Below are 22,870 nucleotides of genomic sequence, written 5' to 3' on the forward strand. Positions count from 1 at the left end.
ATGCCTAAGATCATAGTAAAACGCAAAAGTACATTCATTGACATGACGGCAATGAGTGACGTGACAGTATTGCTGCTTACTTTCTTTATGCTGACATCTACCTTTATTCAGAAAGAACCGGTTATGGTAACGACACCGGGATCTGTTTCCGAAATCAAAATACCGGAAACTAATATTCTTTCAATCCTGGTAGACCCGGACGGGAAAGTTTTTATGAGCCTGGATAAACAGGAAGACAAGGCTAATGTATTGAAGATGCTGGGAAAAGATTATGGAATAAACTTTACCGACAAAGAAATATATGAATTCAGTCTGCTTCCTTCCTTTGGTGTTCCTATCCAGAATATGCAGGAGTTTCTGAATCTCCCGGGATCCGAACAAGACCGGTTAATAGTCAACTACGGAATCCCGGCCGACAGTACCAACAACCAGTTTAAAGCGTGGGTTCAACATGCCCGCGAAGTAAACCGTGACCTGGTGATTGCCATTAAAGCCGATCAACAGACTCCTTATCCGAAGATTAAGAATATTATGAACACATTGCAGGACTTGAGGGAAAACAGGTATAACCTGATCACCACTCTCAAAAATGTGCCTGACAATGCCTAAACAACAAACGTTATGGCAGAAGTAAATACAGATAAAGGTAAAGACGACGGCAAGAAAGGTAAACAGAAAAAGGTGAATATCCGTGTGGACTTTACTCCGATGGTGGATATGAACATGTTACTGATTACTTTCTTCATGCTCTGTACTTCGCTCAGCAAACCGCAGACCATGGAGATCAGTATGCCGTCGAAAGACCATGTGACGGAAGCCGAACAGACGAAAGTAAAAGCCTCCAAAGCCATCACTCTTATACTGGGTGAAGACAGTAAGGTGTATTACTATTTCGGCGAACCGGATTACGAACATGTTGAATCGCTGCAGACTACCGACTTCTCTTCCACCGGATTACGTAACATTCTTTTGGAACGTAACGCCGATGCCGTACAGAAAATCACGGAACTGAAAGTAAAAAAGCTGAATAAAGAAATCTCCGAAGATGAGTTCAAAAAACAAGCCGCTGAAATCAAGGGAGGTAAAGACGCACCGGTAGTACTGATTAAAGCTACCGACGATGCTTCTTACAAAGACCTGGTGGATGCACTCGACGAAATGCAGATTTGCAACATAGGCAAATACGCGATTGTCGATATCACTGACGGAGATAAATTCCTGGTTGATAATCTAAAAAGCGGGGGCGAACTTTCCAAAGAGATCGCCCAGGCGAATAAAAAATGACGATCATGATTAATATTAATAATATAAATCTAAACTCACCGGAATGGACCGATTTGATCTTCAAGGAAAAGAATAAAGAATACGGAGCTTACGAGCTACGCAAAAATTCCTCCCGTAGACATATTCGTGCCCTGATAATTGTTGCCATCGGAGCAATCCTGGTAATGACTGTTCCGTCTTTAATCAAATCTGTCATCCCGCAACATACCGAAGAGCAGATACTGGAAGTTACAACACTTTCTAACCTGCAGATGGAAACGAAGGTGCCGGAAGAAAATCAAATTCGTACTATTGAGGCCCCTCCTCCTCCCGTACTGAAAAGTACGATCAAATTTACTCCGCCTGTCATCAAAGCGGACAAAGATGTAAGGGATGAAGAGGAAATCAAAACACAGGAAGAGCTGACCACATCCAAGTTGGCTATCTCTGTCGCCGATGTAAAAGGCTCTGACAGTGAAGATGCAATCGACATCGCCGATCTGAAAGATAACAAAGAAGTGATCGAGGAGGAAGCGACTCCTTACGTAGCTGTTGAACAGATGCCGCAATTCCCCGGTGGAAACGAAGCCTTGTTGAAATACATAAGTACCCATTTAAAGTATCCGGTAATCGCTTCTGAAAATGGTATCGAAGGAATAGTCACACTCCGTTTTGTTGTCAGTCCGACAGGCGAAGTCACCAAGGTGGAGATCTTAAGACAATTGGATCCATCCTGCGATAAAGAGGCGATACGCGTTATCAAGTCTCTTCCGCAATGGGTCCCGGGAAAACAAAATGGTAAACCTGTACCGGTCTATTTCACTGTCCCGGTACGCTTCAGATTGCAATAATATGGAGGTAAAGTGTATAAAAAGGAGGCTTGTTTGGGGTATATCCATGATCGTGATATACCTCGGCATGTCTTTTCTTCTGATGATGCTGGCATCCTGCAACAGCAAGAAAAGCAATTCGCCGGACGATACTCCTACGAGCGGTGTAATAGCAATTGCCTCCGACGGTTGCTTTACTCCGATTATAGAAGAAGAGATCGCCGTGTTTGAAAGTCTCTATAAAGAAGCGGGCATAGTACCCTACTTCTCCGGTGAAACAGAAACGATCAACCGCTTATTACATGACAGTACACGGTTGGCAATCGCTTCACGACCGCTAACCCGGGAAGAAACTGAATATATGAACGGCAGAAAGCTATTTCCCCAAAGTATTCATATCGCAACCGATGCTATCGCTTTAATCACAAACAGACAAAATACAGACTCCCTGATTGGCATTCCGGTATTAAAAGATATACTGACAGGTAAGATCAAGGATTGGGAAGAGTTTACTACAGATAATAAGTCTGGAAAAATAGAAGTGGTATTCGACAATCCGAATTCAGGAACAGTTCGTTATGCTATCGATTCAATCTGCAGCGGAGAACCGTTGAGTGGTAATCTTCATGCTATGAGAGATAACCGGCAGGTAATGGATTATGTATCTAAAACTCCGGGAGCACTGGGTATCATTGGAGTGAACTGGATCAGTAACCCTCTGGATTCAACGTGTATGAGTTTTCTGGACGATATAAAAGTAATGGCAGTCAGTCGTTATAGAAATGCGACCGTTACCAATAGCCTTAAACCGTATCAAGCATACATAGCCTTAAAGGAATATCCGATGACAAGATCTGTTTACCTGATCCTGTCAGAGCCGCGTATGGGGCTAGCTTCCGGTTTTACCACCTTTATCACCAGCGACCGGGGACAACGGATCATTCTCAAATCCGGGATTCTTCCGGCCACACAACCTGTCCGGCTGATCAATGTTAGAGATCAATTATAAATCTTATAAACATCAATCATTATGATAAAGAAGTTATATATACTCATCTTAAGCCTGATAGCGATAGCTATTCACGCTGATAACCAACAAGGAATTGCTTATTATAAAGCCGGTGAACCGACGATTGCACACCAGCTTTTCAGTAAACAGTTAAACGGTTCTCCCGCAGAACAGGCAGAAGCGCTCTATTACCTGGGAGAAATAGCCTTCGACGCCGGAAAAACAACTGATGCCCTGACAAACTATCAAAAAGGCTGGGCTGTTTCTTCCGATTACGCTTATAATAAAGTGGGAGAAGGAAAAGTATTACTAAAAACAGACAAGTCGGCAGCCCAAAAAGCATTTGATACAGCAACCAAAGTTGATAAGAAAAATGTATCGGTTTATGTGGCCATTGCCAGAGCTTATTCAGCTTATGGAATGAATTCAGAAGCAAAGGTAGCTCTTGATAATGCCAAAAAGTATAACATCAATGATCCGGCAATTTACATATACGAAGGCGATATGTTGATCAGCGAAGATAAGCCGGGGGATGCGGCCGGGAGATATGAACAGGCTCTTCACTTCGATCCCTCCTGTAAAGAAGCCTATCTCAAATATGCAAATGTTTACCAAGGTGTCCAGCCGGCATTATCCATAGAAATGCTCCAAAAAGTAATTACAAACTATCCGGATTATCTTCCTGCCTATAACGAACTTGGCAATATTTATTCATTACAGGGGACATACTCCAAAGCGGTAGCTGCATATAAAACTTATATGGCAGGAGGCCTTTACTCTATTGACAACCTAATCCATTATGCATCTGCTTTGTTCTTTAACAAGCAATATGAAGAAGCAAGCCAGGTGATCAATGAAGGACAGACAATCGATTCCAATAATTTCCTGTTGAAGCGTCTATGTATTTATAATAACTATGAAATGAAGGCATATGAAAAAGGGCTTGAAGCAATCAAGACATTCTTCAATGATCCGGATGCTAAATACATATGGCAGGATTACTTATACTACGGTCGCTTACTCAACAAAGCCAAGCAGTACGATAAAGCAGCAGAAGCATTGCTAAAAGCAATAAAAGAAAGCCCGGCTCACACAGAAGTGTACAAAGACCTTGCTGAAGTATACAGTAATAGCGAAAAGGATTCTGAGGCGATTAATGCCTATACACAGTATATAAAGTCATTAGGTAAAGAATCGGAAGCCGCCGATTATTACCAACTGGGTAAATACTATTATTCTGCAGCGACAAAAGATAGCTTAGAAGCCAGTTACTACTTGGTGAAAGCAGATAGCTTATTTGCCATAGTAAAAGAACGTGTGCCAGACAGTCATCTGGGAAGTTTATGGCAAGCACGAACACAATCTCAACTGGATCCAGAAACAGAACAGGGATTAGCTAAACCCTATTATGAGACCTGTATTCCTATACTAGAAAAAAATAAAAATAAATATCGTAATGAATTAACGGAATGTTATCGCTATCTGGCTTATTACTATTATCTTAAACAGGATATGTACAGTTCCAAATCATACTGGAATAAGATATTGTCAATCGATCCGTCCAATACTATGGCACAAGAAGCATTGGAAAATATAAAATAAAAGACTTAATACCTATATAAACAAAAACAGCCGACATATAAATGCCGGCTGTTTTTATTATATATAAGTTACAGAAATTATTCTGCAGCTTTTTCTTCTGTTGTTTCTGCAACAGGTGCTTCAGCAACCTCTGCAGTTTCAGCAGCTGTAGATTTTTTACGAGAACGTCTTGTTTTCGTAGCTTTCTTAGCTGTTGTATCTTTCAACATGTTTTCGTTATAGTCAACTAATTCAATGAAGCACATTGCAGCGTTATCACCTAAACGGTTACCAGTCTTGATGATTCTGGTATAACCACCCGGACGATCACCGATCTTCTGAGCTACTTCTTTGAAAAGTTCTGTTACAGCATTTTTATCCTGTAATGTACTGAATACGATACGTCTTGAGTGAGTTGTATCCTCTTTACACTTTGTGATCAGAGGTTCAACAAACTTACGAAGCGCTTTCGCTTTTGCTGTTGTCGTAAAGATTCTCTTATGCTTGATCAAAGAAGAAGCCATATTAGACAGCATTGCTTCACGGTGAGTATTCGTACGACCTAAATGATTGAATTTTTTATTATGTCTCATCGCTTTACTTACTCTTTATCTAATTTATATTTCGTGATATCCATACCGAATGAAAGGTTCAAGCTTTCAAGCAGTTCATCAAGTTCAGTGAGCGACTTCTTACCGAAGTTACGGAATTTCAACAAATCATTCTTGTTGAACTTAACCAGTTCACCTAATGTTTCAACATCTGCAGCTTTCAAGCAATTCAATGCACGAACGGAAAGATCCATATCTGCTAACTTGCTCTTAAGCAACTGGCGCATGTGAAGTACTTCTTCATCGAATTCTTCATTGCCGTCAGTATCCACTGTCTCGATCGCAATCTTTTCATCTGAAAACAACATAAAATGGTGAATCAGAATCTTAGCAGCTTCTTTCAACGCTTCCTTCGGATGAATAGAACCATCTGTGGCTATTTCAAGAACCAACTTTTCGTAGTCCGTTTTTTGCTCAACACGGAAGTTCTCGATCGAATACTTAACGTTGCGTATAGGAGTGTAAATAGAGTCGATAGCAATCACGTGAACGTCTGCATTCGGATCTCTGTTTTCGTCAGCGGGTACATAGCCGCGTCCTTTATTTATCGTTAATTCAATCTGGAAACCAGCGTTCGGATCCAAACGGCAAATAACCAGGTCTGGATTCAATACTTCGAATCCGGTCAGTTGTTTACCTATATCACCGGCTTTGAACACTTCGGAACCCGAAACAGTAATACTTACTTTTTCATTCTCTATGTCGTCTACAATATGCTTGAACCGTACCTGTTTCAAGTTCAAGATAATGTTTGTTACATCTTCAATAACACCGGGGATTGTACCAAATTCATGGTCAACACCTTCGATCTTAATGGATGTAATAGCAAAACCTTCAAGTGACGACAGGAGAATACGGCGCAGAGCATTACCTATAGTAATACCATAGCCGGGTTCCAACGGACGAAATTCAAACTTTCCGAAGAAATTGTCCGCTTCCAACATTAATACTTTATCGGGTTTTTGAAATGCTAATATCGCCATGGAAATCAATTATTATTTAGAATACAATTCTACGATCAAATGCTCTTTAATGTTTTCAGGAATGTCAGTTCTTTCCGGCAGATGCAGTAATTTTCCGCTTAAAGAAGACTGATCCCACTCAATCCAAGGATATTTGCTGTGATTGAATCCTGACAATGCATCAGCAATCACTTCCAAAGACTTGGATTTTTCTCTAACACCAACGATCTGACCGGGTTTCAAAGAGTAAGAAGGAATATTTACAACCTTACCATCTACAGTAATGTGACGGTGAGAAACCAACTGACGAGCAGCAGCTCTTGTAGGAGCCATACCCAAACGGAAAACTACATTGTCCAGACGGCCTTCCAGCAACTGAAGCAGAACTTCACCGGTAATACCTTTTGAACGCTGTGCTTTTTCAAACAGGTTTCTAAATTGTTTTTCCAATACACCATAAGTGTATTTTGCTTTTTGCTTCTCGCGAAGCTGAATTCCGTACTCAGAAGTTTTTCTCTTTCTAGCGTTACCATGCTGTCCGGGAGGATAATTCTTTTTAGAAAGAACTTTATCCGGTCCGAATATGGCTTCACCAAACTTACGGGCAATTCTTGTTTTTGGTCCAGTATATCTTGCCATTTTTTTATTGTTTTAATTTTTCTGTCTGAATCTGGAACCGTGCAGCCGCGATTACAGAGAGGATAAGGTCTTTATGCAATCTATTCACAATTCCGGATTCAATGTTCAAGAAACTATAGTTAATTATACTCTTCTCTTTTTCGGAGGACGACAACCATTGTGAGGCAGCGGAGTAACGTCAACGATTTCTGTTACTTCAATTCCTGCACCGTGGATAGTTCTGATAGCAGACTCACGTCCGTTACCCGGTCCTTTTACGAATACTTTTACTTTTCTCAAACCAAGATCATAAGCTACCTTAGCACAATCTTGTGCTGCCATCTGAGCGGCATACGGAGTGTTCTTTTTAGAACTTCTGAATCCCATCTTACCTGCAGAAGACCAACTAATAACTTGACCTTCGCTATTGGCAAGAGACACAATAATGTTATTAAAAGAAGAATGAATATGAGCTTGACCGTAAGCGTCAACTTTTACGTTTCTCTTCTTTGCTGCGACTGTTTTTTTTGCCATATCAACTCTTATTATTTAGTAGCTTTTTTCTTGTTTGCAACAGTTTTCTTCTTACCCTTACGAGTACGAGCATTGTTTTTTGTGCTCTGGCCTCTCAATGGCAAGCCAATACGGTGACGAACACCTCTGTAACATCCGATATCCATCAGACGTTTAATGTTAAGCTGAACTTCTGAACGAAGATCACCTTCTACCTTGTACTCAGCGCCAATGACTTCACGTACTTTTGCAGCCTGGTCATCAGTCCAGTCTTTCACTTTGATATCACGATCAACGCCTGCTTTCTCTAAAATAGATTTTGAAGCACTCCGACCGATACCGTAGATATAAGTCAAAGCGATTTCTCCTCTTTTATTTTGTGGCAAGTCTACACCAACTATTCTTATAGCCATATTACTTACTAATAATTATTTTGCAAAAATAATAAATTATCCCTGACGTTGTTTATACTTAGGATTTTTCTTGTTAATTACGTATAAGCGTCCCTTTCTTCTTACAATTTTACATTCCGGGGTACGCTTCTTTAAAGATGCTCTTACTTTCATATCTAGTTATTTTTATTTATATCTAAAAGCAATTCTACCTTTTGATAAATCATACGGAGACATTTCGACTCTTACCTTGTCACCAGGAAGGATTTTAATGTAATGCATACGCATCTTTCCTGAAATGTGAGCAGTAAGCTCATGTCCGTTCTCTAATTCTACACGAAACATTGCATTCGACAATGCTTCAATAATTACTCCATCTTGTTCAATAGCTGCTTGTTTAGCCATATAGATCAAATTAAATTGCGTTACTTCCTAGGACTTCTTCTAAAAACTTAAATGAAGAGAGGATTTGTGGTCCATCAGGTCTGATAGCAATGCAATGTTCAAAATGAGCAGAACATTTTCTATCTTTAGTCCGGACTGTCCAACCATCCTTTTCAAAAACCACATTTTTGCTTCCCATATTGATCATAGGTTCAATGCAGATACACATTCCACTACGTAATAAAGGTCCGCAACCATATCTGCCATAATTCGGTACTTCAGGTTCTTCATGCATTTTACGTCCAATACCATGTCCTACCAATTCTCTGACAACAGAGTAACCGTTCGATTCACAATATTTTTGAACTGCATTACTGACATCCCCAATACGCTTTCCTTCTACAGCTTGTTGAATACCCAAGTAAAGAGATTCTTTTGTTGTCTTCAACAATTTCTTTACTTCCGGAGATACCTCCCCTACACAAAACGTATAGGCTGAATCTCCAACAAAACCATTCAATATAGTACCACAATCAACCGATATGACATCACCTTCCTTTAAAATAGTCTTCGAGGAAGGAATACCATGCACTACCTGTTCATTTACAGAAGCACATATTGAATTAGGAAAACCACCATACCCTAAAAAGGCAGGAACAGCTCCATTATCCCTAATGAATTCTTCAGCAATCTTATCGAGTTGAAGAGTTGTTACTCCGGGAGCGATATGTTTAGCTAACTCTCCCAGTGTCTGACCAACCAACTGGTTAGCCGAACGCATCAACTCGATTTCTTCATCTGTCTTTAAATAGATCATTCTATTAATAAGCGGCTACAGAGCCTGAACGTCCTTTAATTCTTCCTGACTTCAACAAACCGTCATAATGACGCATCAACAAATGACTTTCGACCTGCTGTAATGTATCCAACACCACACCAACCAAAATCAACAAAGATGTTCCTCCAAAGAACTGAGAGAACTCCATACTCACACCGGCGATTCTAGCAAAAGCAGGCATAATAGCTACTAATGCCAGGAAGAATGCACCCGGAAGAGTAATACGGTCCATGATTGTATCCAGATAGTCTTTGGTACTTTTTCCTGGCTTAACACCCGGAATAAATCCATTGTTTCTCTTCAAATCATCAGCCATCTGCGTCGGATTGATCGTGATAGCTGTATAGAAATAAGTAAAGAGGATAATCAATACCGCAAAAGTGAAATTATACCAGAAACCGGTATTATCCATAAATGCAGCCCAAAAACCGCTCTGATCACCAGTGCTAGAGAATCCTACAATAGAAATAGGAATAAACATAATTGCCTGAGCAAAGATGATAGGCATTACGTTAGCAGCATTCACCTTCAAAGGGATATACTGACGTGCACCACCATACTGTTTGTTACCTATAATTCTTTTTGCATACTGTACGGGTACTTTACGAGTTCCCTGAACCAATAAAATAGCACCGGCAATAACAAGTAAAAGGAATAGCATTTCAAACAAGAACATAACCAGACCACCAGTTTTTTCACTTGTTCTTGAAATAAATTCCTGGAACAATGAATGCGGCAGACGGGCTATGATACCAATCAAAATGATAAACGAAATACCATTTCCAACACCTTTATCTGTAATTCTTTCACCTAGCCATAAGATAAACATACTTCCTGCAGCCAGAATAATAGTAGAAGAAACTGTAAACCAGATACCCGGAGGTAAAGCTGCGCCGGCTGCCTTCAACTGAACACTTAAGTTCACAAGGTATGTCGGTCCCTGGAATAACAGAATTGCTACTGTCAGGTAGCGAGTCCATTGGTTGATCTTTCTACGACCACTCTCACCTTCTCTCTGTAGTTTCTGGAAAGAAGGAACTGCGATGGCTAACAACTGCATAACAATTGAAGCGGAAATATAAGGCATAATACCTAATGCAAAAATAGAAGCATTAGAAAATGCACCACCTGAAAACATATCCAACAGTGCAAGCAATCCGCCTCTTGTCTGCGCCTGTAAAGCGGTTAACGCTTGAGGATCAATACCAGGAAGTACTACATACGTTCCGAAGCGATATATAGCCACCAATAAAAGAGTGGTGAGGATCCGATTTCTCAGATCCTCAATCTTCCAGATATTTTTTATTGTTTCAACTGCTCTCATGACTTAGAGTTTAACAACAGTTCCACCTGCGGCTTGGATAGCTGCTTCTGCACTCTTAGAGAAAGCGTGAGCTTCAACTTCTAATTTAGCAGTCAGGCTACCATTACCAAGAATTTTAACCAGTTGAGATGCAGAAATAAAACCAGCTTCGATCAATTCATTTACACCAATCTTAGTTAAGTTCTGAGCTTCAGCCATTAACTGTAATGTTGCGACATTGATAGCTTTATATTCTACGCGGTTAATATTCTTGAAACCAAATTTAGGCAAACGTCTCTGAATTGGCATCTGACCACCTTCAAATCCGATCTTTCTTGAATAACCAGATCTAGACTTTGCTCCTTTATGACCTCTTGTTGAAGTACCTCCTAATCCTGAACCCGGACCACGGCCGATTCTTTTTCTGGTCTTAGTAGATCCTTCAGCAGGTTTTAAATTTGATAAGTTCATATCGTATAATTTATTTTTTCAACCAATTATTACTTTTCTACCGAAACCAAATGTTTCACTTTCTCAACCATACCCAAGATAGCCGGAGTAGCTTCATGTTCTACTACACGGTTCAACTTTGTCAGGCCCAGTGCATCAAGTGTTCTTTTCTGGTCTTTCGGGCACTTAATTCTACTCTTAACTTGTTTAATTTTAATAGTCGCCATAATTTTTCCTCCCTAATTAACCTCTAAACACTTTTTCAACAGAAATACCTCTGTTCTGAGCAACTACAAACGGACTTCTCAATTCACCCAAAGCAGCAATAGTAGCTTTTACTAAGTTGTGAGGGTTTGAAGAACCTTTTGACTTTGCCAAAACGTCAGTAATACCAACACTTTCCAATACAGCACGCATAGCACCACCAGCTTTAACACCGGTACCATGAGATGCAGGCTTAATCAAAACTTGTGCACCACCAAATTTAGCAAGCTGTTCGTGAGGGATAGTACCTTTGTGAACAGGAACCTTGATCAAATTCTTTTTAGCAGCTTCTACACCTTTAGCAATAGCTGTCGTTACTTCACCAGCTTTACCTAAGCCCCAACCGATGATACCATCTTCGTTTCCTACTACTACAATAGCAGCAAAACTAAAAGTACGTCCACCCTTTGTTACTTTAGTTACGCGGTTGATTGCAACTAATCTGTCCTTCAACTCTAAGTCGTTGGTCGATTTAACTCTATTATTAACTCCTGCCATCTTCATTAAAATTTAAGGCCGCCGTTACGTGCAGCATCAGCTAATTCTTTAATTCTTCCGTGATACAGGTAACCGTTACGGTCGAAAACAACTGCCTGAACACCAGCTTCCTGAGCTCCTTTAGCGATCAGCTCACCAACCTTGGCAGCGATTTCTTTCTTAGGAGCCTTAACATCTAATTTCAAAGATGAAGCAGCAGCCAAAGTTTTACCTGTAGTATCATCTATAACCTGTGCATAGATCTGCTTGTTGCTTCTAAACACAGTAAGGCGCGGGCATTCAGGAGTTCCTGAAACTTTGCCACGTATACCTCGTTTTATTTTTAATCTTCTTTCTTCCTTCGTTGTCATGATAATTTCAGTTTACGTAGATTACTTACCTGCTGATTTACCAGACTTTCTGCGAATTTCTTCACCCACGAACTTAATACCTTTACCTTTATACGGTTCCGGCATTCTGAATGAACGAATCTTTGCACAAATCTGACCTATTAATTGCTTATCAGCTGATTCAAGGATAATAAGAGGATTCTTATTTCTCTCAGTCTTCGTTTCAACTTTCACTTCTTTAGGCAACTGCAAATAAATGTTGTGAGTATAACCTAAAGAAAGATCCAACAGCTGGCCTGTGTTAGAAACACGATAACCAACACCGACTAATTCCAGTTCTTTTTTGTATCCTTCAGATACACCGATCACCATATTGTTGATCAAAGAACGATACAAACCATGTAATGCACGATGGTTCTTTTCTTCTGTCGGTCTTGTTAAATGAATAACTCCGTCTTCCAAAGTTACATTTATATCAGGATTTACGGCCTGAGTCATCTCGCCTTTAGGACCTTTTACAGTCACTACGCTATCCTTAATCGTAACCGTTACACCGGCTGGCACATGAATTGGTAATTTTCCTATTCTTGACATTCTTCTTTCCTCCTAATTAATAAACATAACATAATACTTCGCCACCGATCTTCAAATCGCGGGCTTCTTTGTCTGTCATCACACCCTTAGAAGTAGAAAGAACGGCAATACCTAAACCATTCAATACTCTCGGCATTTCTTTGTAACCAGTGTACTTACGCAAACCTGGAGTAGAAACTCTCTGAAGTTTCTTGATCGCATTCACTTTGTTTACCAAGTCATACTTCAGGGCAATCTTAATTGTACCCTGAGGACCTTCTTCTACAAACTTGAAGTTAAGAATGTAGCCCTTTTCGAAAAGGATCTTAGTGATCTCTTTCTTTAAATTTGACGCCGGCACTTCAACAACTCTGTGCTTCGCTTTAATTGCATTACGCAATCTTGTCAAATAATCTGCAATAGGATCTGTCATATATAAATGAATTAAATTGATCCGGCCACCCGGACAATATTTAAATAAAAAAACTTACCAACTTGCTTTCTTTACACCCGGTATTAAACCATTGGATGCCATTTCACGGAACTGAATACGTGAAATACCGAACTGGCGTACATACCCTTTCGGACGACCTGTAATTTTGCAACGATTATGCAAACGTACAGGAGAAGCATTTTTAGGTAAAGACTGCAAAGCGTCATAGTTGCCTTCTGCTTTAAGCTGTGCTCTTTTAGCAGCGTATTTTTCAACAAGCTTTGCTCTTTTAACCTCGCGGGCCTTCATTGATTCCTTAGCCATAACTACTTAGTCTTTTTTTGCATTTTTAAAAGGCAACCCAAATTCTCTCAATAGAGCATACCCTTCCTCATCTGTTTTCGCAGAGGTCACAAAGGTAATATTCATTCCCAATATTTTGGTAATATTATCGATATTTATTTCAGGGAAAATGATTTGTTCCTGAATACCCATGGTATAATTACCTCTACCATCCAGCTTACTTTCAATACCTTTGAAGTCACGAATACGAGGAAGAGCGATACGAACTAATCTTTCCAGGAATTCATACATCTGCTCACGACGCAATGTTACCATTACACCGATAGGCATTTTCTTACGTAATTTGAAGTTAGAGATATCCTTCTTAGAAATTGTCGCAACGGCCTTCTGACCAGTGATTGTAGACAATTCGCTGATTGCGATATCGATGATCTTCTTATCGGCAGCAGCCATACCTAAACCTTGATTGATAACAATCTTCTTCAGTACGGGAACCTGCATTACTGATTTATATCCGAACTCTTTCGTCAAAGCAGGAACAATTCTGTCCTGATATTCTTTTTTAAGACTGGCAGTATTGCTCATTACTTAATTTCCTCCCCTGATTTTTTAGAATAACGAACTAAAGCACCTTCTGCATTTTCTTTACGACCGATACGTGTCGGTTTTCCTGATTTAGGATCAACCACGTTCAGGTTAGAAAGATGGATAGGAGCTTCTTTCTTTTCAATTCCTCCTTGCGGATTCTTTGCATTAGGCTTGGTATGCTTTGATACCATATTAACACCTTCAACAATAGCACGGTTCTCATCTACGAGCACCTGTAAAACACGACCTGTTTTACCTTTGTCTTCGCCGGTATTAACAAAAACTATATCGCCTTTTTTGATATGTAATTTACTCATTACCTTAAATTTTACGAATTAAAGTACTTCAGGTGCAAGTGAAACAATTTTCATATTTGTTGCACGAAGTTCTCTGGCAACCGGACCGAAGATACGGCTTCCACGAATATCACCACCGGCATTCAACAATACGCAAGCGTTATCATCGAAACGGATGTATGAACCATCCTGGCGACGAATTTCTTTTTTAGTGCGAACAATGATAGCTTTAGAAACAGCACCCTTCTTCACATCACTTGACGGGATTACACTCTTAATTGCAACTACAATTACATCCCCAACAGTGGCATAGCGTTTTCTTGTTCCGCCCAAAACACGGATACATAATGCTTCTTTTGCGCCACTGTTATCTGCTACTACTAGTCTTGATTCTTGTTGTATCATGTTACTTAGCTCTTTCGATTATTTGAACTAATCTCCATCTCTTTGTTTTGCTCAAAGGACGAGTTTCCATAATTTTTACGGTATCACCGATATTACACTCGTTCTTTTCGTCGTGAGCATGATATTTCTTCGTTTTATTAACGAACTTACCATAAATGGGGTGTTTTTCCTTCCATTTAATAGCAACTGTGATGCTTTTTTCCATCTTGTTGCTAGTAACCACGCCCGTTCTTTCTTTTCTTAAATTTCTAGTTTCCATCAGGCTCAATTATTTGTTGTTAAGTTCTCTCTGGCGCAATTCTGTTTTCATGCGCGCAATCATCCTGCGTTGTTGTTTAATCTGTGCAGGATTGTCTGTCGGAGAGATAGTGTGGTTAATAACCTTCTGATCGTAGGCTGCAACCTCAGCATCAACTCTTTCAAGCAATTCTTTTGTGCTTAATTCTCTAATTTCTGCAATCTTCATAACAATTACGCATTTTGATTAGCCATATCATAATCACGTCTCACAACAAATTTCGTTGTTACAGGAAGCTTCTGAGCCGCTAAGCGCAATGCTTCTTTTGCAACATCAAAGGGAACACCTTCGATTTCGAAAATCAGACGACCTGGAGTAACAGGCGCAACAAATCCTTCAGGATTACCTTTACCTTTACCCATACGTACTTCGGCCGGTTTCTTTGTAATAGGTTTATCCGGGAAAATCCGAACCCAAACCTGACCTTGACGTTGCATATAACGAGTTACCGCGATACGGGCAGCTTCAATCTGGCGACCGGTAATCCATTTATTCTCTAACGCTTTTATACCAAACGAACCGAACGCCAGCTGGTTGCCACGTTGAGCTTCGCCCTTCATGCGACCTTTCTGCTGTCTTCTGAACTTGGTTTTCTTTGGTTGTAACATCTCTTCTTAATTCTAACGTTTAACGATTAGCTTTCTTTCTCTTGAAGTTTTTATCTCCTCTGTTGTTGCCGCCGGCATTGTCATTTCTGCGACCTGAATCTTTTGATGCAGTGAATGAAGGAGCAAGATCTCTCTTACCATAAACTTCACCACGGCAGATCCAAACCTTAACACCCAGCAAACCAACTTTCGTCAACGCTTCAGCCAAAGCGTAATCGATATCTGCTCTCAGTGTGTGTAACGGAGTTCTTCCTTCTTTGTACATTTCAGAACGAGCCATTTCAGCACCGTTCAAACGACCAGATACTTGCACTTTAATACCTTCAGCTCCCATTCTCATGGTAGAGGCAATAGCCATCTTAATAGCGCGACGGTAAGCAATTTTTCCTTCAAGCTGACGAGCAATATTGTTTGCAACAATAACTGCGTCTAATTCGGGTCTTTTTACCTCAAAGATGTTGATCTGAACTTCTTTGTCGGTAATCTTTTTCAACTCTTCTTTCAACTTATCAACTTCCTGACCACCTTTACCGATGATAATGCCCGGACGTGATGTGCAAACTGTGATTGTGATCAACTTAAGCGTACGTTCAATAACGATACGAGATACACTAGCTTTAGCAAGACGAGCATTCAGATATTTACGGATTTTGCTATCTTCCAGCAAAGTATCTCCGTAATTTTTGCCGCCATACCAATTGGAATCCCATCCACGGATAATTCCTAAACGATTACTAACCGGATTAACTTTTTGTCCCATCTACAATTAATTTTGACTATCGTTTTTACTAAGTGTATCAACAAACAAGGTTACATGGTTCGAACGTTTACGAATTCTGTATCCTCTACCCTGGGGAGCCGGACGCATTCTCTTCAATGTAGTAGCGCAATCTACGCTGATTGAAGAAACAAACAACTCACCAGTTTCTGCTTTACGTTCATTTTTCTGCTCCCAATTGGCAATTGCTGAACGAAGCAATTTTTCTACTCTTGCTGCAGCTTCCTTGTTAGAAAACTTCAAAACACCAAGCGCACGGAATACTTCCATTCCACGGATCATGTCTACAACGAGACGCATCTTACGCGGAGAAGTAGGTACGTTACGCAACTTTGCGAAGTACATGGTCTTTTGGGCTTCTTTTCTTGCTTCAGCTGATATTCTTTTTCTAGCACCCATTTTTATTGATTCTTTTTATTTTCAGATTCCTGAATTCCTGTTACTACCGATAATTATTTCTTCTTGTTACCGGCGTGACCACGGAACGTACGAGTTGGTGAAAATTCTCCCAACTTGTGACCTACCATATTTTCGGTTACAAAAACAGGAATAAATTTATTTCCATTGTGAACTGCAATAGTATGGCCTACAAAATCAGGCGAAATCATTGAAGCTCTTGCCCATGTCTTAACTACGGCTTTCTTTCCTGACTCATTCATAGCCAAGACTTTCTTTTCCAGCTTGATGTTAATATACGGGCCTTTTTTTAGTGAACGACTCATAGTTTACTTAATTAATCAGATTATTTCTTTCTTCTTTCAATAATATACTTTGAAGAATGCTTCTTCGGAGCTCTTGTCTTCAAGCCCTTAGCATACAAGCCTGTACGAGATCTTGGATGACCTCCGGAAGCACGACCTTCACCACCACCCATCGGGTGATCAACCGGGTTCATTACAACACCACGGTTGTGAGGACGACGACCTAACCATCTAGAGCGACCGGCTTTACCTGATTTTTCAAGACCATGGTCTGAGTTACCTACACTACCAATTGTAGCCTTACATGCAGCAAGAATCTTTCTGGTTTCGCCAGAAGGCATCTTAATAATTGCATAAGCGCCTTCTTTAGAAGTCAACTGAGCAAATGCACCTGCAGAACGTACCATTTTAGCACCCTGTCCAGGACGAAGCTCAATATTGTGAATAATTGTACCAACGGGAATATTTGCCATAGGCAAAGTATTACCTACCTCAGGAGCGGCATCGCTACCTGAAACCACTGTCTGGCCAACTTCCAAGCCGTTCGGAGCGATGATATAGCTCTTTGCTCCGTCAGCATAATACAATAAAGCGATACGAGAAGTACGGTTTGGATCGTACTCGATAGACTTTACTGTTGCAGGAATGCCATCTTTATTTCTCTTGAAATCGATAATTCTGTACTTTTGTTTGTGACCGCCACCAAGATAACGCATTGTCATCTTACCTGTGTTGTTACGACCACCAGTACTGCTCTTACCTACCACAAGAGACTTCTCTGGTGTACTTGCAGTGATTTTATCAAATGCACCAATAACTTTGTGTCTCTGCCCCGGTGTTGTGGGCTTTAATTTACGTATTCCCATTTCTTTTTTTAGATATTACTAAAGAAATCTATTGTTTCTCCTTCTTTCAACGTTACGATTGCCTTCTTAAAAGCTGCTTGTTTACCATTGATAATACCTGATTTTGTATAACGGCTTTTCAACTTGCCAGAGTAGTTGATGGTATTAACATCAACTACAGTTACATTATACATATCCTGTACAGCTTTTTTGATCTCCAACTTGTTGGCATCAGGAGAAACACGAAAACCATAGCGATTAGCCATTTTTTCTGTAATCGCTGTTTGCTTCTCTGTTACTATAGGTTTAATAATAATTCCCATTTCTTTACTCCTTATGCGTTAAAAAGTTTTTCTATAACAGCAACAGAACTTTCAGTCAGCACTAAATTTGCTGCATCAAGAACTTTGTATGTGTTTAATTCAGAAGCTGTTATAACATTTGTCTTCTCTAAATTACGAGCCGACAAATATACAAAATTATTTTTCTCCGGTAAAACCATAAGTAACTTTTTATCAGCCACTTTTAGGTTTTTAGCAATTGTTATTAATTCTTTAGTCTTAGGAGCTTCCAGAGCGAAATCTTCTACAACTACAATTGCGTTATTAGTAGCTTTATAAGTCAGTGCAGACTTACGAGCCAGACCTTTTACCTTCTTGTTCAGCTTGAACTCATAATCTCTCGGTTTCGGACCGAATACACGAGCACCACCAACCAATACAGGAGAGTTGATATCACCACGACGTGCACCACCTCCACCTTTCTGGCGGATCAGTTTACGAGTACTACCAGAGATCTCACTTCTTTCTTTCGATTTATGAGTACCCTGACGTTGGTTAGCCAAATACTGCTTTACATCCAAGTAAATAGCATGATCATTGGGTTCAATGCCGAAGATAGCATCGTTCAAAGTTACCTTTCTTCCGGTATCTTCACCTTTAATATTAAATACGCTCAGTTCCATTACTTTTCAATTATTACGATTGAACCTTTTGCTCCTGGAACAGATCCTTTAACCAATAAAAGATTGTGTTCCGGCATTACCTTGATCACTTCGAGGTTCTGAACAGTTACACGTTCATTACCCATCTGTCCAGCCATACGCATGCCCTTAAATACCTTTGCAGGGTAAGAACAAGCACCGATACCACCGGGAGCACGCAAACGGTTATGCTGACCGTGAGTAGTCTGACCTACACCACCGAAACCATGACGTTTTACAACACCCTGGAAACCTTTACCTTTTGATGTACCCACTACATCAACGAAACCAGCATCTTCCAGATAATCTACAGTGATTACATCACCCAGATTGTATGCAGTTTCAAAATTCTTGAACTCGGCCAAGTATCTCTTGGGAGCTACACCGGCTTTCTTGAAATGGCCCATTTCCGGCTGTGTAGTGTGTTTCTCTTTTTTGTCTTCGAAACCAATCTGCACTGCTTCATAGCCATCTTTCTCGATAGTCTTAATTTGTGTAACAACACAAGGACCCACTTCGATAACAGTGCATGGAAGATTTTTTCCCTCGGCACTGAAAACGGATGTCATTCCGATTTTTTTTCCTAATAATCCTGGCATTTCACTTAATTTTTAAATAACTCACACTTTAATTTCTACTTCAACACCGCTGGGTAATTCCAGCTTCATCAATGCGTCAACTGTTTTTGCAGTTGAGCTGTAAATATCTATCAATCTTTTGTAAGATGATAGTTCGAACTGCTCGCGAGATTTCTTGTTAACGAAAGTTGAGCGGTTCACAGTAAAGATACGCTTGTGTGTAGGCAGAGGTATAGGACCACTAACAACAGCACCTGTAGCCTTTACCGTCTTCACGATCTTCTCGGCAGACTTGTCTACCAGAGAATAATCGTAAGACTTTAATTTAATTCTGATCTTTTGGCTCATATTGTTATATATGTTTCTAAATTATTTGATCAAATCAGCACGACCCTGTACTTCTGTCAGTACCTGCTTAGCGATAGAAGAAGATACCTGAGCATAGTGAGAGAACTGCATTGAAGATGTTGCACGACCTGAAGTGATAGTACGAAGAGCTGTTACATAGCCGAATGTTTCAGCCAAAGGAACTTTAGCTTTCACAACACGTGCACCAGTACGGCTTGATTCCATACCTTCAACCTGTCCGCGACGTTTGTTCAAGTCACCAATTACATCACCCATGCTTTCTTCCGGAGTTACAACTTCCATCTGCATGATCGGTTCCATCAAAGCAGGACCAGCCTTTTCAGAAGCGCTCTTGAATGCCTGGATACCTGCGATTTCGAAAGACAACTGGTCAGAGTCAACCGGGTGGAATGAACCATCGATCAATGTTACTTTCAGTTTATCCAACGGATAACCGGCAAGGATACCGTTCTTCATAGCTTTTTCGAAACCTTTCTGTACTGAAGGGATAAATTCTTTAGGAATATTACCACCTTTCACTTCGTCGATAAACTGCAGTGTACCTTCGAATTCAGCATCAGCCGGTTCAACGCGAACGATGATATCAGCAAACTTACCACGACCACCAGACTGTTTCTTATAAACTTCACGAAGTTCAACAGACTTGGTAATAGCTTCCTTGTAAGTTACCTGAGGTTTACCCTGGTTACATTCAACCTTGAATTCGCGACGCAGACGGTCAACGATGATATCCAAGTGAAGTTCACCCATACCGCTAATTACAGTCTGACCTGTTTCTTCGTTTGTCTGTACGCGGAATGTAGGATCTTCTTCAGCCAGCTTAGCCAATCCCATACCCAGTTTATCCAGGTCTTTCTGAGTTTTAGGCTCTACTGCGATACCGATAACCGGCTCCGGGAATTCCATTGATTCCAGTGTAATCGGATGTGCTTCGTCACAAAGAGTATCACCAGTACGGATATCTTTGAAACCAACACCAGCACCGATATCACCACAACCGATAGCTTCCATCGGGTTCTGTTTGTTTGAGTGCATCTGGAACAGACGAGAAATACGTTCTTTCTTACCTGAACGAGTGTTATAAACATAAGAACCTGCAGGCAGAGAACCTGAATATACACGGAAGAAGCACAAGCGGCCTACATACGGGTCGGTTGCGATCTTAAATGCCAGTGCAGTCAGCGGTTCTTCGAACAACGGTTTACGAACGATTACTTTATCAGGATCGTTAGGATCTGTACCTTCGATAGCTTCTGTATCAGCAGGACTCGGCAGATATGCACAAACTGCATTCAACAAAGTCTGAACACCTTTATTCTTGAAAGAAGAACCACAGATCATCGGATTGATTTGCATAGCGATAGTACCTTTACGGATAGCTGTTCTGATTTCATCTTCAGTAATAGTAGAAGGATCATCAAAATATTTTTCCATCAAAGCATCGTCGCATTCAGCCAAAGATTCGAGCATCTTATCTCTCCACTCATCAGCTTCATCCTTCAGGTCTGCCGGAATTTCTTCAATTGAATATTCAGCACCCATTGTTTCATCATGCCAAAGAATAGCTTTCATTGTTACAAGGTCAACTACACCTTTGAAAGTTTCTTCTGCACCGATAGGAATCTGAATAGGACAAGGATTTGCGCCTAATACAGCCTTCACCTGACGAACTACTTCAAAGAAGTTTGCGCCGGAACGGTCCATTTTGTTTACATAACCAATTCTGGGTACATTATATTTGTCAGCCTGACGCCAAACTGTTTCAGATTGGGGTTCTACACCACCAACAGCACAGAATGCAGCAACGGCACCATCCAGAATACGCAGTGAACGTTCTACTTCAACAGTAAAGTCCACGTGTCCCGGGGTGTCAATCAAGTTGATTTTATATTTATCATTAGCGTAATTCCAGAAAGTAGTTGTAGCAGCAGAAGTGATAGTGATACCACGTTCCTGTTCCTGCTCCATCCAGTCCATAGTTGCAGCACCGTCGTGAACTTCACCAATCTTGTGAGTCAGACCTGTGTAGAAAAGGATACGCTCAGAAGTCGTAGTCTTTCCTGCATCGATGTGCGCCATGATACCGATGTTTCTGGTATATTTTAATTGTTCGTCAGCTTTTGTTGCCATCTTTTTTTATTCTCCTAAATTTGCTAAATTAAAATCTGAAGTGAGCGAATGCACGGTTAGCTTCAGCCATACGATGCATATCTTCTTTTCTTTTGAATGCGCCACCCTGGTTGTTGAAAGCATCTACAATCTCTGCAGACAACTTATCAGACATCGTCTTACCACCTCTCTTACGTGAGAAGATAATAAGGTTCTTCATAGAAATTGATTCTTTACGATCGGGGCGAATTTCAGTAGGTACCTGGAAAGTAGCACCACCTACACGGCGTGACTTCACTTCGACTTGAGGGGTAATATTGTCGAGTGCAGCTTTCCAAATTTCGAGAGCAGACTTTTCTTCGTTAGGCAATTTGGCCTTAACGGTTTCCAGAGCGGAATAGAAAATTTCGAAGGCAGTATTTTTCTTGCCATCATACATTAAATGGTTAACGAATCTCGTAACCTTAACATCACCGAAAACAGGATCCGGAAGGATCTGTCTTTTCTTTGGTTTTGCTTTTCTCATTTTGTTTTCAAAAATTTCGTTTTTTTCTTTGGTTGCCTTTTTAAACTTTGTCTTCAACGGTTCCGCTGAACCATTTACTCAACCTTGTAGCCTATCCAAATACTCAAACCAGCTTTAATACTTAATTTAAATTCTCAGTTTGAAGGGATGTAACTAATTACTTCTTCTTTCCTTTAGCTGCAGCAGCTGCCTGTCCTGGTTTCGGACGTTTAGCTCCGTATTTAGAACGTCTTTGAGTACGTCCGTTTACGCCAGCAGTATCCAAGGTTCCACGTACAATGTGATAACGTACACCAGGAAGGTCCTTAACACGACCACCACGTACTAATACGATTGAGTGTTCTTGTAGGTTGTGTCCTTCTCCCGGAATGTAAGAGTTTACTTCTTTACCATTTGTCAAACGAACTCTCGCTACTTTACGCATTGCAGAGTTAGGTTTTTTAGGGGTTGTAGTATAAACACGTACACAAACGCCACGTCTCTGAGGACATGAATCCAGTGCAGGTGATTTACCTTTTACCACCAAAGTCTCCCTTCCTTTTCTAACTAATTGCTGAATTGTAGGCATTTCTTTTCTTTTTTAAACTTTGAATGTGTTATAATTATATTTATATCTTTTTCTATTTCAGGCTG

Annotated in this window: 38 protein-coding genes; 5 read left to right on the forward strand and 33 right to left on the reverse strand. The window is 40.4% G+C overall.

From position 1 onward, the window contains the following. From QZ076_RS05675 to QZ076_RS05695, 5 genes are read left to right on the forward strand one after another with little or no spacing between them, the layout of a single operon-like run. The gene (locus QZ076_RS05675) at positions 1-609 is read left to right on the forward strand and encodes a biopolymer transporter ExbD (RefSeq protein WP_075558828.1); all 609 of its coding nucleotides are present in this window, start codon (positions 1-3) and stop codon (positions 607-609) included. Between the two features lie 12 nt (positions 610-621). Beyond that, entirely contained in the window at positions 622-1,284 is a 663-nt protein-coding gene (locus QZ076_RS05680) for a biopolymer transporter ExbD (protein WP_293711107.1), read from the forward strand. A 14-nt stretch (positions 1,285-1,298) separates the two neighbouring features. After that, positions 1,299-2,114, forward strand: coding sequence for an energy transducer TonB (locus QZ076_RS05685; RefSeq protein WP_293711240.1), 816 nt, complete (start codon positions 1,299-1,301; stop codon positions 2,112-2,114). 46 nt (positions 2,115-2,160) lie between these two features. Continuing rightward, the gene (locus tag QZ076_RS05690) at positions 2,161-3,102 is read left to right on the forward strand and encodes a substrate-binding domain-containing protein (protein WP_293711242.1); all 942 of its coding nucleotides are present in this window, start codon (positions 2,161-2,163) and stop codon (positions 3,100-3,102) included. Positions 3,103-3,123: 21 nt separating this feature from the next. Beyond that, positions 3,124-4,704, forward strand: coding sequence for a tetratricopeptide repeat protein (locus tag QZ076_RS05695; protein WP_293711109.1), 1,581 nt, complete (start codon positions 3,124-3,126; stop codon positions 4,702-4,704). Between the two features lie 77 nt (positions 4,705-4,781). Here QZ076_RS05695 and rplQ read toward each other — a convergent pair whose 3' ends face one another. From rplQ to rpsL, 33 genes are all read right to left on the reverse strand, one after another. Further along, on the reverse strand, positions 4,782-5,276 hold the full coding sequence (gene rplQ, locus QZ076_RS05700; RefSeq protein ID WP_293711111.1) for a 50S ribosomal protein L17: 495 nt from the start codon (positions 5,274-5,276) through the stop codon (positions 4,782-4,784). An 8-nt stretch (positions 5,277-5,284) separates the two neighbouring features. Beyond that, a complete protein-coding gene (locus QZ076_RS05705) occupies positions 5,285-6,277 on the reverse strand; it encodes a DNA-directed RNA polymerase subunit alpha (protein ID WP_009859525.1) in 993 nt (330 codons plus the stop codon). 12 nt (positions 6,278-6,289) lie between these two features. After that, positions 6,290-6,895 carry a 30S ribosomal protein S4 gene (gene rpsD / locus QZ076_RS05710; protein WP_293711114.1) on the reverse strand — a complete coding sequence of 202 codons (606 nt, stop codon included), beginning with the start codon at positions 6,893-6,895 and terminating at the stop codon, positions 6,290-6,292. 123 nt (positions 6,896-7,018) lie between these two features. Next, positions 7,019-7,408, reverse strand: a complete 390-nt coding sequence (gene rpsK / locus QZ076_RS05715; RefSeq protein WP_005634781.1) for a 30S ribosomal protein S11 — start codon at positions 7,406-7,408, stop codon at positions 7,019-7,021. Between the two features lie 11 nt (positions 7,409-7,419). Further along, a complete protein-coding gene (gene rpsM, locus QZ076_RS05720) occupies positions 7,420-7,800 on the reverse strand; it encodes a 30S ribosomal protein S13 (RefSeq protein WP_009859527.1) in 381 nt (126 codons plus the stop codon). A gap of 36 nt (positions 7,801-7,836) precedes the next feature. Then, a complete protein-coding gene (gene ykgO / locus QZ076_RS05725; RefSeq protein ID WP_005645768.1) occupies positions 7,837-7,953 on the reverse strand; it encodes a type B 50S ribosomal protein L36 in 117 nt (38 codons plus the stop codon). Between the two features lie 12 nt (positions 7,954-7,965). After that, on the reverse strand, positions 7,966-8,184 hold the full coding sequence (gene infA, locus QZ076_RS05730; protein ID WP_028730670.1) for a translation initiation factor IF-1: 219 nt from the start codon (positions 8,182-8,184) through the stop codon (positions 7,966-7,968). A 10-nt stretch (positions 8,185-8,194) separates the two neighbouring features. Next, a complete protein-coding gene (gene map / locus QZ076_RS05735) occupies positions 8,195-8,980 on the reverse strand; it encodes a type I methionyl aminopeptidase (RefSeq protein ID WP_195373284.1) in 786 nt (261 codons plus the stop codon). Positions 8,981-8,984: 4 nt separating this feature from the next. Further along, a complete protein-coding gene (gene secY / locus QZ076_RS05740; RefSeq protein WP_293711117.1) occupies positions 8,985-10,325 on the reverse strand; it encodes a preprotein translocase subunit SecY in 1,341 nt (446 codons plus the stop codon). A gap of 3 nt (positions 10,326-10,328) precedes the next feature. Continuing rightward, on the reverse strand, positions 10,329-10,775 hold the full coding sequence (gene rplO / locus QZ076_RS05745) for a 50S ribosomal protein L15 (protein WP_293711119.1): 447 nt from the start codon (positions 10,773-10,775) through the stop codon (positions 10,329-10,331). A 29-nt stretch (positions 10,776-10,804) separates the two neighbouring features. Then, the gene (gene rpmD, locus QZ076_RS05750) at positions 10,805-10,981 is read right to left on the reverse strand and encodes a 50S ribosomal protein L30 (RefSeq protein ID WP_009859531.1); all 177 of its coding nucleotides are present in this window, start codon (positions 10,979-10,981) and stop codon (positions 10,805-10,807) included. A gap of 16 nt (positions 10,982-10,997) precedes the next feature. Further along, positions 10,998-11,516 (reverse strand): 30S ribosomal protein S5, encoded by a 519-nt coding sequence (gene rpsE, locus QZ076_RS05755; RefSeq protein WP_075560128.1) that lies wholly within the window; start codon positions 11,514-11,516, stop codon positions 10,998-11,000. A gap of 5 nt (positions 11,517-11,521) precedes the next feature. Next, a complete protein-coding gene (gene rplR / locus QZ076_RS05760) occupies positions 11,522-11,866 on the reverse strand; it encodes a 50S ribosomal protein L18 (RefSeq protein WP_028730664.1) in 345 nt (114 codons plus the stop codon). A 21-nt stretch (positions 11,867-11,887) separates the two neighbouring features. Beyond that, on the reverse strand, positions 11,888-12,439 hold the full coding sequence (gene rplF, locus QZ076_RS05765) for a 50S ribosomal protein L6 (RefSeq protein WP_075558838.1): 552 nt from the start codon (positions 12,437-12,439) through the stop codon (positions 11,888-11,890). A 16-nt stretch (positions 12,440-12,455) separates the two neighbouring features. Further along, positions 12,456-12,851 (reverse strand): 30S ribosomal protein S8, encoded by a 396-nt coding sequence (gene rpsH / locus QZ076_RS05770; RefSeq protein WP_028730662.1) that lies wholly within the window; start codon positions 12,849-12,851, stop codon positions 12,456-12,458. A gap of 54 nt (positions 12,852-12,905) precedes the next feature. Next, complete coding sequence (rpsN, locus tag QZ076_RS05775; RefSeq protein ID WP_028730661.1) at positions 12,906-13,175, reverse strand: 30S ribosomal protein S14; 270 nt, start codon at positions 13,173-13,175, stop codon at positions 12,906-12,908. Between the two features lie 6 nt (positions 13,176-13,181). Beyond that, positions 13,182-13,739, reverse strand: a complete 558-nt coding sequence (gene rplE / locus QZ076_RS05780) for a 50S ribosomal protein L5 (RefSeq protein WP_129732072.1) — start codon at positions 13,737-13,739, stop codon at positions 13,182-13,184. Beyond that, positions 13,739-14,059 (reverse strand): 50S ribosomal protein L24, encoded by a 321-nt coding sequence (gene rplX / locus QZ076_RS05785; RefSeq protein WP_075558839.1) that lies wholly within the window; start codon positions 14,057-14,059, stop codon positions 13,739-13,741. Before rplX ends, rplE begins: the two co-directional genes overlap by 1 nt. 18 nt (positions 14,060-14,077) lie before the next feature. Continuing rightward, complete coding sequence (gene rplN, locus QZ076_RS05790) at positions 14,078-14,443, reverse strand: 50S ribosomal protein L14 (protein ID WP_046146311.1); 366 nt, start codon at positions 14,441-14,443, stop codon at positions 14,078-14,080. A gap of 1 nt (position 14,444) precedes the next feature. After that, positions 14,445-14,702, reverse strand: a complete 258-nt coding sequence (gene rpsQ, locus QZ076_RS05795) for a 30S ribosomal protein S17 (protein ID WP_028730658.1) — start codon at positions 14,700-14,702, stop codon at positions 14,445-14,447. A 9-nt stretch (positions 14,703-14,711) separates the two neighbouring features. Further along, positions 14,712-14,909, reverse strand: a complete 198-nt coding sequence (rpmC, locus tag QZ076_RS05800; RefSeq protein ID WP_075558840.1) for a 50S ribosomal protein L29 — start codon at positions 14,907-14,909, stop codon at positions 14,712-14,714. Positions 14,910-14,914: 5 nt separating this feature from the next. Further along, on the reverse strand, positions 14,915-15,349 hold the full coding sequence (gene rplP, locus QZ076_RS05805) for a 50S ribosomal protein L16 (RefSeq protein ID WP_028730657.1): 435 nt from the start codon (positions 15,347-15,349) through the stop codon (positions 14,915-14,917). Positions 15,350-15,368: 19 nt separating this feature from the next. Beyond that, the gene (gene rpsC, locus QZ076_RS05810) at positions 15,369-16,109 is read right to left on the reverse strand and encodes a 30S ribosomal protein S3 (protein ID WP_028730656.1); all 741 of its coding nucleotides are present in this window, start codon (positions 16,107-16,109) and stop codon (positions 15,369-15,371) included. A 6-nt stretch (positions 16,110-16,115) separates the two neighbouring features. Beyond that, positions 16,116-16,526: a 50S ribosomal protein L22 gene (gene rplV, locus QZ076_RS05815; RefSeq protein ID WP_009859542.1), complete on the reverse strand. Its 411-nt coding sequence runs from the start codon at positions 16,524-16,526 to the stop codon at positions 16,116-16,118. A 53-nt stretch (positions 16,527-16,579) separates the two neighbouring features. After that, positions 16,580-16,849 carry a 30S ribosomal protein S19 gene (rpsS, locus tag QZ076_RS05820; protein ID WP_028730655.1) on the reverse strand — a complete coding sequence of 90 codons (270 nt, stop codon included), beginning with the start codon at positions 16,847-16,849 and terminating at the stop codon, positions 16,580-16,582. Between the two features lie 20 nt (positions 16,850-16,869). Next, complete coding sequence (gene rplB / locus QZ076_RS05825; protein ID WP_009859543.1) at positions 16,870-17,694, reverse strand: 50S ribosomal protein L2; 825 nt, start codon at positions 17,692-17,694, stop codon at positions 16,870-16,872. A gap of 8 nt (positions 17,695-17,702) precedes the next feature. Beyond that, on the reverse strand, positions 17,703-17,996 hold the full coding sequence (rplW, locus tag QZ076_RS05830; protein ID WP_075558842.1) for a 50S ribosomal protein L23: 294 nt from the start codon (positions 17,994-17,996) through the stop codon (positions 17,703-17,705). Positions 17,997-18,007: 11 nt separating this feature from the next. Next, a complete protein-coding gene (gene rplD, locus QZ076_RS05835) occupies positions 18,008-18,637 on the reverse strand; it encodes a 50S ribosomal protein L4 (RefSeq protein ID WP_075558843.1) in 630 nt (209 codons plus the stop codon). After that, a complete protein-coding gene (rplC, locus tag QZ076_RS05840; RefSeq protein WP_075558844.1) occupies positions 18,637-19,254 on the reverse strand; it encodes a 50S ribosomal protein L3 in 618 nt (205 codons plus the stop codon). Before rplC ends, rplD begins: the two co-directional genes overlap by 1 nt. A gap of 21 nt (positions 19,255-19,275) precedes the next feature. Continuing rightward, positions 19,276-19,581, reverse strand: a complete 306-nt coding sequence (rpsJ, locus tag QZ076_RS05845) for a 30S ribosomal protein S10 (protein WP_005634728.1) — start codon at positions 19,579-19,581, stop codon at positions 19,276-19,278. A gap of 21 nt (positions 19,582-19,602) precedes the next feature. After that, on the reverse strand, positions 19,603-21,732 hold the full coding sequence (fusA, locus tag QZ076_RS05850; protein ID WP_293711124.1) for an elongation factor G: 2,130 nt from the start codon (positions 21,730-21,732) through the stop codon (positions 19,603-19,605). A gap of 28 nt (positions 21,733-21,760) precedes the next feature. After that, positions 21,761-22,237, reverse strand: coding sequence for a 30S ribosomal protein S7 (gene rpsG / locus QZ076_RS05855; protein WP_075558846.1), 477 nt, complete (start codon positions 22,235-22,237; stop codon positions 21,761-21,763). Between the two features lie 157 nt (positions 22,238-22,394). Continuing rightward, positions 22,395-22,805: a 30S ribosomal protein S12 gene (rpsL, locus tag QZ076_RS05860; RefSeq protein WP_028730650.1), complete on the reverse strand. Its 411-nt coding sequence runs from the start codon at positions 22,803-22,805 to the stop codon at positions 22,395-22,397. Between the last annotated feature and the right edge of the window lie 65 nt (positions 22,806-22,870).

The sequence above is a fragment of the uncultured Parabacteroides sp. genome, assembly GCF_905196875.1.
Taxonomy (GTDB): domain Bacteria; phylum Bacteroidota; class Bacteroidia; order Bacteroidales; family Tannerellaceae; genus Parabacteroides.

Coding starts and splice junctions, on each gene's coding strand:
- rpsD (WP_293711114.1), bottom strand. CDS start 6,895: ATGGCAAGATATACTGGACCAAAAACAAGAATTGCCCGTAAGTTTGGT.
- rpsG (WP_075558846.1), bottom strand. CDS start 22,237: ATGAGAAAAGCAAAACCAAAGAAAAGACAGATCCTTCCGGATCCTGTT.
- rpsC (WP_028730656.1), bottom strand. CDS start 16,109: ATGGGACAAAAAGTTAATCCGGTTAGTAATCGTTTAGGAATTATCCGT.
- rpsQ (WP_028730658.1), bottom strand. CDS start 14,702: ATGGAAACTAGAAATTTAAGAAAAGAAAGAACGGGCGTGGTTACTAGC.
- rpsS (WP_028730655.1), bottom strand. CDS start 16,849: ATGAGTCGTTCACTAAAAAAAGGCCCGTATATTAACATCAAGCTGGAA.
- rpsJ (WP_005634728.1), bottom strand. CDS start 19,581: ATGAGCCAAAAGATCAGAATTAAATTAAAGTCTTACGATTATTCTCTG.
- QZ076_RS05675 (WP_075558828.1), top strand. CDS start 1: ATGCCTAAGATCATAGTAAAACGCAAAAGTACATTCATTGACATGACG.
- QZ076_RS05695 (WP_293711109.1), top strand. CDS start 3,124: ATGATAAAGAAGTTATATATACTCATCTTAAGCCTGATAGCGATAGCT.
- rplX (WP_075558839.1), bottom strand. CDS start 14,059: ATGAGTAAATTACATATCAAAAAAGGCGATATAGTTTTTGTTAATACC.
- rpsN (WP_028730661.1), bottom strand. CDS start 13,175: ATGGCTAAGGAATCAATGAAGGCCCGCGAGGTTAAAAGAGCAAAGCTT.
- rpsE (WP_075560128.1), bottom strand. CDS start 11,516: ATGGCAGGAGTTAATAATAGAGTTAAATCGACCAACGACTTAGAGTTG.
- rplW (WP_075558842.1), bottom strand. CDS start 17,996: ATGGGAATTATTATTAAACCTATAGTAACAGAGAAGCAAACAGCGATT.
- rpmC (WP_075558840.1), bottom strand. CDS start 14,909: ATGAAGATTGCAGAAATTAGAGAATTAAGCACAAAAGAATTGCTTGAA.
- rplB (WP_009859543.1), bottom strand. CDS start 17,694: ATGGGAATACGTAAATTAAAGCCCACAACACCGGGGCAGAGACACAAA.
- rplF (WP_075558838.1), bottom strand. CDS start 12,439: ATGTCAAGAATAGGAAAATTACCAATTCATGTGCCAGCCGGTGTAACG.
- rplC (WP_075558844.1), bottom strand. CDS start 19,254: ATGCCAGGATTATTAGGAAAAAAAATCGGAATGACATCCGTTTTCAGT.
- rplR (WP_028730664.1), bottom strand. CDS start 11,866: ATGACAACGAAGGAAGAAAGAAGATTAAAAATAAAACGAGGTATACGT.
- QZ076_RS05690 (WP_293711242.1), top strand. CDS start 2,161: ATGATCGTGATATACCTCGGCATGTCTTTTCTTCTGATGATGCTGGCA.
- map (WP_195373284.1), bottom strand. CDS start 8,980: ATGATCTATTTAAAGACAGATGAAGAAATCGAGTTGATGCGTTCGGCT.
- rplQ (WP_293711111.1), bottom strand. CDS start 5,276: ATGAGACATAATAAAAAATTCAATCATTTAGGTCGTACGAATACTCAC.
- fusA (WP_293711124.1), bottom strand. CDS start 21,732: ATGGCAACAAAAGCTGACGAACAATTAAAATATACCAGAAACATCGGT.
- rpsH (WP_028730662.1), bottom strand. CDS start 12,851: ATGACAGATCCTATTGCAGATTATTTGACAAGATTGCGTAATGCAATT.
- rplD (WP_075558843.1), bottom strand. CDS start 18,637: ATGGAACTGAGCGTATTTAATATTAAAGGTGAAGATACCGGAAGAAAG.
- rpsL (WP_028730650.1), bottom strand. CDS start 22,805: ATGCCTACAATTCAGCAATTAGTTAGAAAAGGAAGGGAGACTTTGGTG.
- rplV (WP_009859542.1), bottom strand. CDS start 16,526: ATGGGTGCTAGAAAAAGAATATCAGCTGAAGCAAGAAAAGAAGCCCAA.
- rpsK (WP_005634781.1), bottom strand. CDS start 7,408: ATGGCAAAAAAAACAGTCGCAGCAAAGAAGAGAAACGTAAAAGTTGAC.
- rplE (WP_129732072.1), bottom strand. CDS start 13,739: ATGAGCAATACTGCCAGTCTTAAAAAAGAATATCAGGACAGAATTGTT.
- QZ076_RS05705 (WP_009859525.1), bottom strand. CDS start 6,277: ATGGCGATATTAGCATTTCAAAAACCCGATAAAGTATTAATGTTGGAA.
- secY (WP_293711117.1), bottom strand. CDS start 10,325: ATGAGAGCAGTTGAAACAATAAAAAATATCTGGAAGATTGAGGATCTG.
- rplO (WP_293711119.1), bottom strand. CDS start 10,775: ATGAACTTATCAAATTTAAAACCTGCTGAAGGATCTACTAAGACCAGA.
- QZ076_RS05680 (WP_293711107.1), top strand. CDS start 622: ATGGCAGAAGTAAATACAGATAAAGGTAAAGACGACGGCAAGAAAGGT.
- rplN (WP_046146311.1), bottom strand. CDS start 14,443: ATGATACAACAAGAATCAAGACTAGTAGTAGCAGATAACAGTGGCGCA.
- rpsM (WP_009859527.1), bottom strand. CDS start 7,800: ATGGCTATAAGAATAGTTGGTGTAGACTTGCCACAAAATAAAAGAGGA.
- infA (WP_028730670.1), bottom strand. CDS start 8,184: ATGGCTAAACAAGCAGCTATTGAACAAGATGGAGTAATTATTGAAGCA.
- rpmD (WP_009859531.1), bottom strand. CDS start 10,981: ATGGCGACTATTAAAATTAAACAAGTTAAGAGTAGAATTAAGTGCCCG.
- ykgO (WP_005645768.1), bottom strand. CDS start 7,953: ATGAAAGTAAGAGCATCTTTAAAGAAGCGTACCCCGGAATGTAAAATT.
- rplP (WP_028730657.1), bottom strand. CDS start 15,349: ATGTTACAACCAAAGAAAACCAAGTTCAGAAGACAGCAGAAAGGTCGC.